This window comes from Eubacterium album (assembly GCF_025336545.1).
Taxonomy (GTDB): domain Bacteria; phylum Bacillota; class Clostridia; order Lachnospirales; family Lachnospiraceae; genus Eubacterium_U; species Eubacterium_U album.
The window spans coordinates 161,922-176,186 of record NZ_JAODBU010000004.1 but is presented as its reverse complement, the minus strand read 5'-3'; the positions used below and the strand labels follow the sequence as shown (position 1 = coordinate 176,186).

Genomic DNA, 14,265 nt, shown 5'->3' with positions numbered 1-14,265 from the left:
CTATTTAATCAAACTGTTTTTCTGCAAGTAATTGATAAAGCAATCAATCATCTTTTTATATCGGTCAATAATATCTTTCTCAGTAAAATCAGCCGATGTAGCCGTCAGGTCAAGAAGTTCAACAACACCTGTTCCCTCTTTTATCTGACCTTTACTGTTTGTAAATCCCTCATAATACTTCTTCTTATCCGTAAAACGATAATCAGAAGCACGAATGTTGATTCTTTTCTCAAGTAATGCTTTATTGCCCAATGACTCTACATTTCGAGCATCTGTTAATGAATTTTCTTTCTCGTTTCTATTCCGAGCATAAATATGTTCAATCTCAAAAGTAGTTTCAAGTGAAAGTAATGGCTGTTTATCATTCTGATATGCCCACCAAGCTATCATTGCTTTTGTAATTGGACGTGCATTATTGAAGCTGAAATTATCAAACATACTTCTTATAGTATCTGCATCGAACTTATATTTTGAAAATTCAACAGGCTTATCATTTACGATATTTACCATCTCAGCATACACTGGTGTTCTAAGTGCATTTACACCCGGATTTGTAATAGCATACGTCCATATAAATCCAGTTATCTTTTGCAAGAATGTATAGAACTTCTCATCATCAAGCAAACCTTCATCATCTTTATTTTGCATAAAATATACGGATACAAAATATGTCCACATTCCGTTCGGAGCATAGTTCAATACAAAAAATTGCTTCAAAACTCTATTTGAAAATCTTTCGGTATCTTGATTGGAAACATCTTCCCAAAATTCAGCCAATACAATCAATTCCGTTAATGTATTAGTGTCTTTCAAAAGGGCATAAGAATTTTTCTCATAAAACTTTCTTAAAGCTTCTGTTGTAGATGATACAATCCCCATTTTTGCACGGACAAAATACATATATCGTGTAAACAATTCGTCCATCGGTGTACCAGAAATCGGATGGAATATTCTCTCACAAAGTTCTTCGAGCTTTTTCCATTGAGCAATAAATTCTTCTTTTTTACCCAATTTAGAAAAATGCTTATAAAACTGTGCCTTAAAAATATCCGCATCAGACAGCGGCTTTCCTCTATCATTAAGCGTTGAAAAAATACGCAACGCTGTATCCTGCGACTCAGCTTCAATCGGAAGGAGAATACAGTTATTCATAATACGGGTAGGTAAATAAGCAAAGTAAGTAGGGTATTTGGACAAAAATTCATCAATATTATTCTGGAAGAATCTGAAGTTGCAAGCGTATTTGCTTTTCATTTCTTTATTGACAATTCCTGTTCTTAATATTTCAAGAAATTCTTCCTTGTCATTATCAGTAGCAACCTCAGAGTCTATCTTGAGCTGTGACATATCAGGCTCGCCAAATTCATCAGTTTTCCATAAACACTTTTCAATGTTCTGCTTTGTTGATATAGAAGCCTTGTCCTGCATATGACCGAACTTAGAATAGAACGCTCTTAAAAGCAGCATAAGAGTTGTCAATCTCTGCTGTCCATCAATAACCTCTAATTTATCCTCATTTCTGAAAGTTACAATCGGACCGAGGAAATACTCGCTATTACTATCAAATTCTGTCTTTCCTTCATCGGGAATAGCAAATGAAAATATATCGTCCCAAAGCGTTCTGCATTCAGCTTCGCCCCAAGCATAAGGTCTTTGATAATCTGGTATTAAAAAGTCCGATTTTTTACTCTGAAATAAATCTTTTATTGTTTTTTGGTCAACATTTAATTTTGACATAACTCAATTCCTTCCTCTTCTAAGTTCTATCTTCTGAAAATTTTTCCTGCTACAATCAGTTCTTAATTCGCATACTTCTTGAAATTTTCTGCCTGCTCAAAAACTTCCTTGTAAACATAGAACGATTCGACATAGATTACATGCCCTCATTCTATGTTTCCTTCTAAAATTCCCTTGAACAAATTATGCTATCGTTGCAATATAAAGATTGTCCTTGTCTACTAATAACTGCACCGGATTATTATTCAGCCGATTTACAGTATCAATATTATCAATAAACGGACGGACAAAGTTACTCTGTCGTTCAATCAACTGCCGCATCTGTTTGCGGATTTTTTCTGTTCCTATGTTGCTAAGCTTTTCCCCGGCTGCAATGAGCGTTTCATCAGCCTGCGTATCCCCAACAACTGGTATCCGCTCTACAATCTTGCCGACTGCTTTCGTTGTCTTTGATAATCCTTTCAGCAAAGAGGATTGTATGGAAGTGGAAGAATATCCAGATATTTCTTCATAGCACTGCGTATAAAGTTCTCTGTATTTCATCGAATAATCATCCAATTTTTCTGAAATACCGGACAAATACTCTTTGTCATAATTTCCCACAAGCATTACATCCAGGAATGAGGAGAATGCAAGTGTATATAATGCAAGCTGGTAATCTTTAAATTGGTCTTGTACCGCCTGCAACTGCTTATTTACCGTCTGGTCACTATGAATCAAAGATTTCTTATTTACTTTGGCAATTATCTGTTCACGGTAAAATACTATCTTTGCTTCTGCTTCTTTTTTTATAGCAAGCACCATTGTATGATTGCTATTCTTATACATTTCATTATTCCAGTTATACTTGTAATTATTGAACACGTCATACAGAAATGTAAGATTTCCTTTTAATTCAGCCTTTTCCTTCTGAATAAGAAAATCCATCATTTCCTGCTGCATTTCTTTTATAGAATCCAGTTTTTTATCAATATTCGCAAGTGCAGCCGCCATAAAAAGCATTGTCGGGTCAAAAGCAAGCGGCATCATCTGAGCCTGTCCTCCGCCAACCAAACCTGCTGATGTTTTCAGAGAACCGATAAAATTACCCGTTTCCTTCATCTGAAACATTGTTTTTCCGGCTGTATTAACATAGTACAGTCCACTTCCACCAGCTCCGGTTACTGCGGTTTGCACAGCAGTTGTCAATGGTTGAAACGCTGTTCCCATAGCTGCCAATCTTGTTACTGGTAATTTTGTGTAATTAGAAACACCAACTTTTGTTTCCTCTAACAGCGGACATAGCGATGCATCGTTCATCATTGCCATTATCTCATTATCTTTTCCATTATCCATTTTTACAATCTCGCCCATATTCATACCTCTTTTCGGTCTGTTATTTTAGTTTCATAACAGACCTTGTAAATTCTGCGAATTGTCTTTTTTAAATAGAGTTCATAATGTTTAACAAACTCTGATAACTATCAACATCGTGGTAAACCACTTTGCTATTCGACATTTCATTAAACAACTTTTTAGCACAAGATATCTTCGCTTGCTCTATTGGTCTAAGATTAAGTGTTTCCATTGTTCCTTTAGTTTCAGCGACAAAGAAAATGTGCTTAACAGTTCCCTCATAAAAAGCGATTGCCCAGTCAGGGGAGTAATTGCCTACCGGAGTAGGAATTTGGAAGGTTCTTGGAAGTTTTGCATATACACATACTTCTTCTGCTGCATCCAAATCTTCAGCAAATCTTCTCTCAATACTCTGTTCTGCCGAACCATCCATAAATACATAATCCTGAATGGCTTTCTTTGCAAGGAATGCCTTATCAAAACTTTGCGTGTTCTTTTCGGCTGTGAAGATTGTGCTATCGTATTCTCCCTCAATCGTATCATAAGAAATATGTTCCACAATCATTGTAGCTTTCTGCTCGTTGATAAGCCTGATAACCTTTGTAATAAATTCTTCCGGATTGTTCTTGAACATATATAGCTTATCAGCTCTGATTCCTTGCAGGATTGCTGACACGGTTTTTCGGGTAAGCGTCGTTCCCTCTGCTATTTTGCCGATAAGGTCATACTTAATCTGACTTGTTTCTGCGTGTTTAAGAGTTTGTGTCCTTGTCTTTTCTCCAGTAAAGGAAGCTCCACGCTCGACCTCATACTCATTCATTTCTGCTTTTTGGCGACCAATGGTTGTTGTATACTGAAGTTCGGAAACAAAAAGTTTTTCGTCAATATTAGCGATTGCTTTCTTAATCAGCTCGTCGCTATCGAACTCAACTGTATAAGCATACTTGTGGTTAATTTCTCGCCATAACGCCTGAAATTCTTTCTTGGCAAAATTATCATTAAGCGGATTATCCTTAACTTTTGTTTCATGACCATCTGTAAACATATCCTGAAGAATACTATCATCATATACAGATTGAATAAGCATATGGATACCCTCTGCCATTGGTTTAAGCTCATCCGGCAGTTCTGCGACAGTTCCACTCTTAATTTCCTGACGGTATTTATCCGTTACTTTACGCTTCATATCTACATAGCCATTCTGAATAAGATAAAATTCAATAGCATTTGCAGTTTCGTCATCTATAAGTGTAGGAACATCATCCACTTTAATATACTTGCCCTTAAAGAATTCACTTGTTGCAACAGTCGGTCTGTCATAAAGTACAGTCTTAATATCAGACTGTAAATCTGTAACAAATGTCTTGTAACTTTCACTTGCAACAACTGTCAACACGTTAATATCGTGTACTGTTTCTCCACAGCTTTCAACATCCATTCGATTACCATTCTGGTTCACACACAAACGGAGTCCACGACCTACCTCTTGACGTTTTGCAGTATTACTGTCGGAATGTTTAAGCGTACAAATCTGAAATACATTCGGATTATCCCAGCCTTCACGCAATGCCGAGTGAGAGAATATAAATCTTGTAGGCTCATCAAAAGAAAGCAATCTTTCCTTGTTCTTTAATATCAGGTCATACGCCGAAATATCATCGGAAAACTCACTGCCACGCTTTACTTTACTGTCGATAGCGTGTCCTTTTTTATCAATACTGAAATAGCCTTTATGTACTTCTTCTACAGCACTGCAAGTTGATTTCAAATATCTCTGGTACGGAGTATCAAGCAATGTTACATATTCATTAAGCACGTTAATGTACTCCTGCTCAAACATCTTGCCGTATTCGCCAAGAACTTCATCCCCGTTTTCATCGTACTGGCGATACTTTGCAACTTCATCAATGAAGAACAATGACAGACATTTAATTCCTTTATCAAAGAGTTTTTCTTCCTTCTCAAAATGAGAAAGAATTGTTTTCCTTATCTGAATGCGACGCATATCTTTTTCGGATATGTCGCCAACAATATCTCCCGTACTTATAACTTCTCCGTTTGTAAAAGTTACTGTTCCACGAAGTGGGTCAATTTCAGAGATGGTATATCCTTTGTACTGTTCCATCTCTTGTGAAACATAATATAAATCATCGCCCACACCAAGGATACGGGATTCACGGTTAATGGATTTATTATATCCAATTTCAAGTTCAATTTTTGCCATAGGCGGTTTCTTACTTGAAAGCACAATCTGTTCAAGGTACAAATAACTGTCTGTACCTCTGAAATTCTTAACCTCAAATCCTTTAACTTCAATCTTCTTGACCAATTTCTTATTAAATGCGTCTAAAGCATCAAGAACATAAATAAGATTATGGTGCTTTGCATGTGTAGCAGAATAATTAAGGCTAAAAAGCGGATTAAAGTTTTTCAATGCTTTTTGTGTTACTTCTCCACCCATCTTCTGCGGTTCATCAAGAATAATAATCGGTCTATTTGCTTTAATTACATCAATCGGACGACGAGAACCAAACTCATCACGCTTTGAATAAATAATACGAGCTTCCTTACTGCGTCCATCCTCTTTAAGAGAAGAAGCGAAAGCCTGCGTATTGATAATCATTACATTGATGCCGGAACTACTTGAAAAGTTATCAAGCTGATTCAGGTTTGAACTGTTATAACTGAAGAAACGAGCCTTTTTGCCATAATGTTCCATAAAATGGTCGGCTGTAATCTCAAAGGACTTTTTTACACCCTCACGGATAGCAATACTCGGAACAACCACGATAAACTTGCTCCATCCGTACTTTTTATTCAGTTCAAACATCGTCTTGATATATACATATGTCTTACCGGTACCCGTTTCCATTTCAATATCAAGGCTGCATCTTCCCAAATCTTTTACAAGAGAATTTGAAAGCTTAATATTGTTCTGTCTCTGTAAGCTCTGAATATTATTCAGAAGCCGTTCATCTGAAAGCTCCACCAGTTCATTCTTGTATCCTGTATCAGATAATTCATCTATATCATCATACTCAAGCTGCGTACCGACAGTCTGAAAAGATATCTGATTACCTAGAGAGATAACTTCTCCGTCAATGCCATATTCTTTTTTTACTTTTCCTTTATCACGAATATAGCTGATTTTATCGTGAAAGCCTTGTCCATTAAAAACTTTAACAACAGCGTCAACGGCGTCCGTTTGGTATTGTTGTATCTTAAAATTAAATTTCATCTAACTTTTCCTCCTGTGCAATTTTATTCACAGCCTGGTCATGAAGTTTGTCAAATTTCTTTGGAAACAGTTTGACCAATAAATCATCCAATACAAAGAAATCAAAAAATACAATTGCAAGAGAGAATATATTTACCCATACAAAATTTGAATTTATGTCAAATAATCCTACGAGTGAAAGTAAACACCACGCAAAACTTAACATTGCGAATGTATTAAAAATCTTTGTAAAAAGGTCAATAGTAAAAAAGTATTTGCACAAGAATTTAAATTCTTCCGCTGAAATTAAAGATTCTTTATATAACTCGTTAATTTCCTCATTACTATCTATTTTCTTTATCCGTTCGCTTTTTGGGCTTATTTTCTGTGATTGTTCATTCATTATTTTTTCTTGACTCTGTATTCTTTTCAATACCGTCTCACGTGCATATTTATTTGTCTTAACAAATATTATACTCAAAGAAAATGAAAAAATAGGAATAGATAAGCTGTTAATCGCATTTACATAATTTTCATCTTGGTAAAATACGGATACAACTCCTGCCACAACAAGGAAAAGCAAAAAACCATACTTTAATATGTTGATTTGCTCTCTCATTACAGCACCTTCCTTACTGTGTCAGGGCTGTATGCAGCAAAAATCTGTTCAAAGTTAGTTGCGACACTATCATTTGCCATAGAGCTGTCACGCATGACAAAATAATATGGTTTCTGCTTTGCAATCTCTGTAATCACTTCTTCAGTTACATTGTCATCAAAGCAAGCTATCAAATAATTATCCTCAACATTGAATACTTTCTTTCCGGCTATAGTAGTTTCCTTGATTTTGCTTGAAAGAAGTACACCTAAGTCAAGCATAACTTGGAACAGTAAATCTTCTGATGTTCTATCCTCTTTGATATTATCCTCAAGGCTTGTAAACAATGATGGCTCATACTCTGCTGGATTATAATATACATTTTTCATATTAGAGGTATCGCATTTCAGCACTCGAAAACCACCGTCGAATTTTGCTTCTGGATTTTCCTCTGCAATTTTCTTTGCAGCTCTGCGGATACGTTCTTTACCGATTTCACAAATATTCTTATATCCTGCTTTATACGCTTCACTCTTTTCGTCTGTTTCTTCTGGTAACTGAACCAGAATGAACTTACGCTGTCCGCTGTCCTCAGCATTAAGTTCCATAACTGCATGAGCAACTGTAGCTGAACCTGAGAAGAAATCAAGAATAATATCACTGGTATCTACATTCGCAATTCTAAATAAGTATTTCAAAAGACGAACCGGCTTTGGACCATCAAAAATACCCAGACCATTGAAAAGTGCCTTTGTTTCTTGTTTTGCCTCCTGATTATTTCCAACCTCATCCTGAAATAAAATTGTATTAGGGCGTAATCCTTGTTGTACCTCTGACAAAAAAGTTTTCTTTCGAGGTGCCCCATCGCCATTTGTACCAAACCAAATTCTATTATCAGCCTTCCATTTTTCAAACGTGTCTTTACTACAACTCCAAAATCGTCCACTTGGTGGAACAACTTTTCGTCCACTTGGTGTTTCAATCTCATACAGAAGACTTTCTGAACCAGATTTAGCGGAAAGAATAACTGATGTCCACACTCCTCGTGGGTCGTTATCCGGATTAGAATATCCTTTCGGGATTTCATCTCCTCGCGGAATAAGACCAATTTTCCAACCATTATTATCCAATACAATATTTGACTTGCAATAGCATAATATGTGGTCATGCATTGTTGAAAAATAGGTTGCATCATTCGCTCTTGAAAATTTTTTCTGCCATATCAAATCCGCCACAAAATTAACTTCTCCCATTATATCATTGCAAAGTTTCATCAAATTTGCCGCCTCTCCATCATCTATACTAATGAAAAGGACTCCGTTATCTGCCAAGAGATCTTTCGCTAATTTAATTCTTGAGTAAATCATATTCAACCAATCCGTATGAAAACGTCCATTACTATCAAGGTTTTTTACAAGTCGATTTCCCGCATCATCAAACTGCCCACTATTTTCAAGATATTCATCTGTACTTTGTACAAAGTCATCCTCGTACACAAAATCATTTCCCGTATTATACGGTGGGTCAATATAAATCATCTTGATTTTTCCAAGATAAGTTTCTTGCAACAGCTTCAACACTTCAAGGTTGTCGCCCTCGATATAAAGATTTTCAGTATTATCAAAATCTACACTTCCACTACTGCAATATGGTTTTCCCTCGCTGTCTGCTCCAGTCGGAATCGTTTCATCATCTCGAACAGGGCGCAATGTCTTATTTATAGGGGCATTGGCAAGAAGAATAGACTTCTTCTTGTCAGGCCAAGTAAACTGATAGCGTTCCTCCTTACCGTCAACAACTTTACAAGAAATCTCCTGCATAAGTATATCTTTATCAATAGCACGAACTACTTCGCCAGTTTTATCAATTGTTTCAGTAACAGCATTAGGAAACATTGCCGCTAACTTTTTAAAATTTTCATCAGCTTTATTAACTGTCTGCATTTTGAGTTTATCCATTTTCTTTTTCCTCCAGTTTATGGTTTATGATATAGTTTTTTCTGTAACTTCAGGCGTAAGCAATTCCTTCAATTGAGCTGCTATTTCTTCTGCTGTCATTGAAGCAGTCGTCATTGCCTTACGGTCTGCAATAATCGGGCTGTATTCGACAACCTGCTTCTTAGTCAAATTGTGCCATATCGGAAGAATTACTTTCCCATTGATACTCTCGACCTGAAATAAACCATTCAATTCAGCCTTCGTCCAGTATTTGTGTTCTGCAATATAATTAGGAGATAAAACAACAACACCATATCTAGATTTAGCCAATCCTTTGTCAATTTTTTCTCTCATGGAGTCGCCCCATTTAAGCTTATTTGTATCATACCAGACTTTAAGTCCCTGCTTTTTCAACTCATCGACAAATTCATCGACAAAATCTTCTTTATCTTCCCATGCATGAGAAACAAATACATCATATTCTTCTTCACTTTCACTATTATTCTGTTGAGGAAGTACAACAGATTTTGCTAATTGCTGTTGAAGTTCATCTATACGATTTTCATAAGATGCCTGCAAACGCTGACTTGCCCTGTCCTGTTTCTTCTGTTCATTCTGCTGTTCTTTTTGAAGTTTCAAGTATGCATCTGAGCGTTTCTTTCTTTTCTCAGCTATCTTCTTGCCAAGATCTGCACTATCCTTACTCTTTTTTGCTATATCTGATTCACAAGAAGCAATCTGTCTTCTCTTACTATTAAGAGAGCCTTGTGAAGTATTCTTATTAATAGATTTTTGTGTCGAAACAATTTTACTCTGTAAAGATGCTATGTCTTTATCTTTTTCAGCTTTCTTTTTTTCAAGGTCTGCAATTTCTTTATCTAACCCATTTACAGTCCTCTGGTACTGGTCAACTGACATCCTTATCCCTCCAATAATTTAAGCTTCTCTTTAAGTCTCTTTTCTGCTTGCACTAATTCAAACTTCTTTTTAGGCTGCTTCTCTGCCCTTGCCTGCTTTTCTAGTTTTGCAATCTCTTTTTCAAGCTTCTGCTTTTTTTCATTTATCTCTATTTGTTCATCAAGCGAATTTCCTTTTTCTATATTCACTCCGCCGACAGCAATAACGATATTCTCCCAGACAGTATTAAGATTTAACCCTTTAAGTTCAACCTTTTGTTCTTCTGTCGGCATCCACGCAGTCTGCATTACCTTTGTATGGTAAATAGCAAGTCTGCTTTCATTCTCATATTCAAGAACAAATAAAATATTTTGCGGTATCAACTTAGAAAGTGTTGCTATCGTTTTTTCGTCATATTCTTTCTTTTTTAGAGAAACAAGCAAAACAAAAAAGCTTTTTACGTCCTCTCCGGAAGGAATATTGACCTTATTGGGAGCAATCTCATTTACTATCGTGATTCTTGAAATATCAGCATCAATTTTTTCTTTTGCTGCTGTATTCATTTGAAATTTCGTATAAATTGCTTTTTTCGGAAGCTGCTTACTCATTTCCGTTGTTTTTGGCAATCCGAGCATTTCGTCCTCCTCTTATTTCACAACTAAAAAACATATTAGTTCAAAATCATTCAATCCTTTTATCTCACTACTCAGGAAACTAATCTGACCGCCACCTAAGAAGCTGTCTATATCACTCTCATCTTTCACTTCGATAATGGAAGCAATAGCATCTCCAAGCAAATTAGAATACTGCGACATATTTCTTCCATCACGAGTTTCTTTATTGAATTGTTTACAAAGTTCTGTGTCCGCTTCTGTTTTTCCTTTACAAAGATAACGCATTTTATCAAGCATTTCCTTTGGAGACAAATGGTCACAAATAACTTCTCCATCATTACTGATATACACCATATAGAATGGGTGAAGTCTGTTCTGATTATCAATATTCACGCTATTAGAGCGATTTTTCAATACATAGATTACCCCTGCCGGTGTATCATCAGTTGACTTAACTACTGCATGAAGTCCAAACGGAGATTTATCTATATCCGGATGATGCTTAATGTAGTCAAGCAAATCAAGTCGGAACTCATTAAGTCCTAAATCCATTATTGATATTCCAGTTGTCATATCCTCAATATCTACAACCTCATCCTGCAATCGTCTAAGCTGTGCTTTTCTATATTCAAGGTCTGTCTTTTCTTCATCACTCAAAAGATTGTCGTCGCCCGTTGCCGTCATATCTACAATCTTCATACGTGTTTCAACTTTTGCTTTTAGATTGATGTACTCATCAAGAGTTACATCAGGCCAAAAGTTCACAAGCTGAATAACCTTATTTTTACTTCCGATACGGTCAATACGTCCGAAACGCTGGATAATACGAACCGGATTCCAATGTATATCATAATTTATCAGATAGTCGCAATCCTGCAAGTTCTGACCTTCTGAAATACAGTCGGTAGCAATAAGGAAATCAATTTCTGTATTATCATCTGGCATTAACAGTTTTTTGTCCTTTGAGATTGGCGAAAAGCAAGTCAATACCGTATTCAGGTCATTTTTTAATTTTGGACAAGTTGTGCGTCCCTCAACTGAACCGGATACCATAGCTGTATTCAATCCATATTTTTCTTTCACATAAGTACTTACATTGTCGTAAAGGTATCTTGCTGTATCAGCAAAAGCTGTAAATACAATGACCTTTTTGTTTCCCTCGTTTATTGGATGACTTAACTTATTGTCAATTATCTTCATCAATTCTTGCAGTTTCAAATCATGTTCCGGCGTTATATCCCCAACCATAAGAGTAAGAAGCTCTAGTGTATCTTGATCTTTTTTCAGGCTATCTCGCCATGATACATAATCCATATCCGCAAGACTGATTTTTACCTTTTTCCCAAAAGAGAATAAGTCATCTGTATTCTGGTCTTCATCGTCAAACTCATTTATATCTGAAATATCAGTAAGCTCAAGACTTGTATCAGAATATTTATCAAATTCCTCGATTGTCTTAATGGTGCTTTCAATCAACTCCTTAATTCGAGTAAGCGTTAAATTAAAAGAATAAACAGAGCTTTCCATACGCTTCATTAAATTGATTGCAGTAAGTCTACGAATACCCTGTTCACGATTTGCCTGCGTAAATCCGACATTTACTTTATTGTCCTCATATATTTGAGCATACTTTTCCATCTTACTCGGAAGAATAAAATGTGTCGGTGTATATATAGTTAACGTCAGCAGCATAAGTTGTTCAAATATCTGATTATATGTAATTGCTGATTTAAGGTCGGTCAAATGCGGTCTTAGTGATATAGGTTTTAACCTTGTCGGAAATGTACCTATATCAGACGTATCATAATACTTCTGAATATGCTTTCTTGAACGGGCAATCGTAACGCTGTCCAACACTTCAAAGAAATCAAAATCAAGCATTTTAAGCAAATTTTCTGTCGTTCTATCGCAAGGCTCCCATTTACTCCAAGTATTAAATGCTCTTTGTGCATTTTTAAATATATCGTCAATGGAACGTGTTGTATTTAATTTATCATCTATGTACTCCGTATGACCTTCATATGCAAGTGCCAGCTGATTTTTCAAATCATTAAAACGGTTATTTACTGGTGTAGCCGAAAGCATAAGCACTTTTGTCTTTACGCCTGCACGAATAACTTTTTTTAGAAGTTTTACATATCTATTTTCCTTATCATTTTCATCTGGATTTTCGACTATTTTTCCTCCGTTACGGAAGTTATGTGATTCATCAATAACGACAAGGTCGTAGTTACCCCAATTTAATCTGTCGAGGTCAAGACCATTGGATTTTCCGTGTGTTCTGTTAAGGTCGGTATGATAAAGCACATCGTATCTCAAACGGTCAGAAGCAATCGGATTATTGACATAATTATCTTTATATGTATTCCAGTTATTCGTCAGCTTTTTAGGGCAAAGTACAAGCACAGATTTATTTCTGTTTTCATAATACTTAATAACAGCAAGTGCCGTAAATGTTTTACCAAGACCTACACTGTCTGCAAGAATACATCCGTTGTATTTTTCAAGTTTATTGATGATAGCAAGAGCTGCGTCCTTTTGGAAGTTGTACAACATACTCCAAATTTTGCTATCTTTAAATCCCGTTGCTTCATTAGGCAACACATCTTCTGAAACATCTTCCAGAAATTCATTAAAAATATTGTACAATGTCACAAAATAGATAAAGTCCGGAGAATTCTCATTATATGCTGCTGTAATGCTGTCAATTACCTCATCGGTAACTTCTTGCAATACCTTATTATCGTTCCAAATCTCATTAAAATCTGCAAGTAAGGTCTTTGCCAAGGAATTGTCCTTAACAATGGTTGTACTGATTACATTACCCTTTTCGCAGCCAAGTTCAATTGTTGTAAAATTGTTAATCGGGGTATAGCCAACATCATCTACGACAATGTCACCCTGAATTGTCTTATCACTTATATTAGATTTGAAGCTAACCTTCTTTTTGATCCACTCTGCACATTCCTTTGCTATTGCTTTCTGAGTAAGTTCGTTTCTAAGTTTTATTTCAAATTCTGTACCATACAAACTACGCTCTCGATTCAGTCGTGGAATATAAAATTCTCGCTTTTCCTTTTTTGCTTTTTCTGTTATAAAAGTCGGAGATGTAAATATAAATCGTAATTCATCTATGTCTGATAGTTGTTTTTTTAATTCCTGAAAAGCATAAATAGAGAAGCATGCCGCCGCAATTGACAGCTTGCTTCCCTCCTTGATTTCAACTGATAAATCATCTCTTAATGTTTTTGTTGTATTATTTATCAATTCCATTGTAAGTTCTCCCGCATCTTGTACTTATGACCCTATCGTGCTTCTACTCATCTAAAATAACTTCGCATATATCTCCGATGTCACAGTGAAATACCTGGCATATCCTCATCAGTACTTCAAGAGATACTGGCTCATTCTTATTTATCTTCGTTGCAGCGTATGATGTAATTTCGGCTGCACGCATTAAATCCTGTCTTTTCATTTGATTGTCAATCATAAGTTTTTGAAGTTTGTTATAGCATATCTTCATCAGTAACACCTCTTCATCTTATAATTCTTCTTCGTTACAGTTAACCAATTAACATTATATATTAAATTTTCAGGCATTTCAAGATTTCGGACAGAAATGTAACCTTTCAGGCACTAAGGTGTCACTTTTTACAAACACCTAATACGACTCTTTTAAAGAATAATAAAAAAGAGAGGCCAAAGCACCTCAATTATACATTCTATTATTAACATTCAATGCAATCATTGCTATGACCTTTTCTATCGGCGGCTCTTTTCCGTCTGGTGCAACTGCTTTCCAAAAAGCTATTGCTTCTGGTTCAGCACTTTTCATTGCTTCCCGAATGGCAAACTGCATTTCCTCTTTTACTGCTTTTTCGGTTGTTCCATTTTCTTTTGCTATTTGTCTGAAAATGTCGTTTACTTCTA

At 35.8% G+C, this 14,265-nt stretch carries 10 protein-coding genes; all 10 read right to left on the bottom strand.

Annotated features, from left to right (window positions below):
- The 10 genes from N5B56_RS05340 to N5B56_RS05295 all read right to left on the bottom strand — a co-directional run bounded on the left by N5B56_RS05340 (position 1) and on the right by N5B56_RS05295 (position 14,194).
- Positions 1–1,737: a DUF262 domain-containing protein gene (locus tag N5B56_RS05340; protein WP_260978521.1), complete on the bottom strand. Its 1,737-nt coding sequence runs from the start codon at positions 1,735–1,737 to the stop codon at positions 1–3.
- Positions 1,738–1,920: 183 nt separating this feature from the next.
- Positions 1,921–3,090 (bottom strand): hypothetical protein, encoded by a 1,170-nt coding sequence (locus N5B56_RS05335; RefSeq protein ID WP_260978520.1) that lies wholly within the window; start codon positions 3,088–3,090, stop codon positions 1,921–1,923.
- 70 nt (positions 3,091–3,160) lie between these two features.
- Positions 3,161–6,310: a type III restriction-modification system endonuclease gene (locus N5B56_RS05330; protein WP_260978519.1), complete on the bottom strand. Its 3,150-nt coding sequence runs from the start codon at positions 6,308–6,310 to the stop codon at positions 3,161–3,163.
- Positions 6,300–6,908, bottom strand: a complete 609-nt coding sequence (locus N5B56_RS05325; protein WP_260978518.1) for a hypothetical protein — start codon at positions 6,906–6,908, stop codon at positions 6,300–6,302. Before N5B56_RS05325 ends, N5B56_RS05330 begins: the two co-directional genes overlap by 11 nt.
- A complete protein-coding gene (locus N5B56_RS05320; protein ID WP_260978517.1) occupies positions 6,908–8,845 on the bottom strand; it encodes a site-specific DNA-methyltransferase in 1,938 nt (645 codons plus the stop codon). The genes N5B56_RS05325 and N5B56_RS05320 overlap by 1 nt, the downstream gene beginning before the upstream one ends.
- A 24-nt stretch (positions 8,846–8,869) precedes the next feature.
- Positions 8,870–9,742 (bottom strand): toll/interleukin-1 receptor domain-containing protein, encoded by an 873-nt coding sequence (locus tag N5B56_RS05315; protein ID WP_260978516.1) that lies wholly within the window; start codon positions 9,740–9,742, stop codon positions 8,870–8,872.
- A 2-nt stretch (positions 9,743–9,744) separates the two neighbouring features.
- Positions 9,745–10,356 (bottom strand): DUF4391 domain-containing protein, encoded by a 612-nt coding sequence (locus N5B56_RS05310; protein WP_260978515.1) that lies wholly within the window; start codon positions 10,354–10,356, stop codon positions 9,745–9,747.
- 12 nt (positions 10,357–10,368) lie between these two features.
- A complete protein-coding gene (locus N5B56_RS05305) occupies positions 10,369–13,608 on the bottom strand; it encodes a helicase-related protein (protein ID WP_260978514.1) in 3,240 nt (1,079 codons plus the stop codon).
- Between the two features lie 43 nt (positions 13,609–13,651).
- Complete coding sequence (locus N5B56_RS05300) at positions 13,652–13,858, bottom strand: helix-turn-helix domain-containing protein (protein ID WP_118374201.1); 207 nt, start codon at positions 13,856–13,858, stop codon at positions 13,652–13,654.
- A 186-nt stretch (positions 13,859–14,044) separates the two neighbouring features.
- Positions 14,045–14,194: a hypothetical protein gene (locus tag N5B56_RS05295; RefSeq protein ID WP_260978513.1), complete on the bottom strand. Its 150-nt coding sequence runs from the start codon at positions 14,192–14,194 to the stop codon at positions 14,045–14,047.
- Positions 14,195–14,265 lie beyond the last annotated feature (71 nt).

Excerpts from the sequence above, each read along its gene's own strand:
- N5B56_RS05340 (WP_260978521.1), bottom strand. The coding sequence starts at position 1,737 with ATGTCAAAATTAAATGTTGACCAAAAAACAATAAAAGATTTATTTCAG.
- N5B56_RS05335 (WP_260978520.1), bottom strand. The coding sequence starts at position 3,090 with ATGGGCGAGATTGTAAAAATGGATAATGGAAAAGATAATGAGATAATG.
- N5B56_RS05330 (WP_260978519.1), bottom strand. The coding sequence starts at position 6,310 with ATGAAATTTAATTTTAAGATACAACAATACCAAACGGACGCCGTTGAC.
- N5B56_RS05325 (WP_260978518.1), bottom strand. The coding sequence starts at position 6,908 with ATGAGAGAGCAAATCAACATATTAAAGTATGGTTTTTTGCTTTTCCTT.
- N5B56_RS05320 (WP_260978517.1), bottom strand. The coding sequence starts at position 8,845 with ATGGATAAACTCAAAATGCAGACAGTTAATAAAGCTGATGAAAATTTT.
- N5B56_RS05315 (WP_260978516.1), bottom strand. The coding sequence starts at position 9,742 with ATGTCAGTTGACCAGTACCAGAGGACTGTAAATGGGTTAGATAAAGAA.
- N5B56_RS05310 (WP_260978515.1), bottom strand. The coding sequence starts at position 10,356 with ATGCTCGGATTGCCAAAAACAACGGAAATGAGTAAGCAGCTTCCGAAA.
- N5B56_RS05305 (WP_260978514.1), bottom strand. The coding sequence starts at position 13,608 with ATGGAATTGATAAATAATACAACAAAAACATTAAGAGATGATTTATCA.
- N5B56_RS05300 (WP_118374201.1), bottom strand. The coding sequence starts at position 13,858 with ATGAAGATATGCTATAACAAACTTCAAAAACTTATGATTGACAATCAA.
- N5B56_RS05295 (WP_260978513.1), bottom strand. The coding sequence starts at position 14,194 with ATGCAGTTTGCCATTCGGGAAGCAATGAAAAGTGCTGAACCAGAAGCA.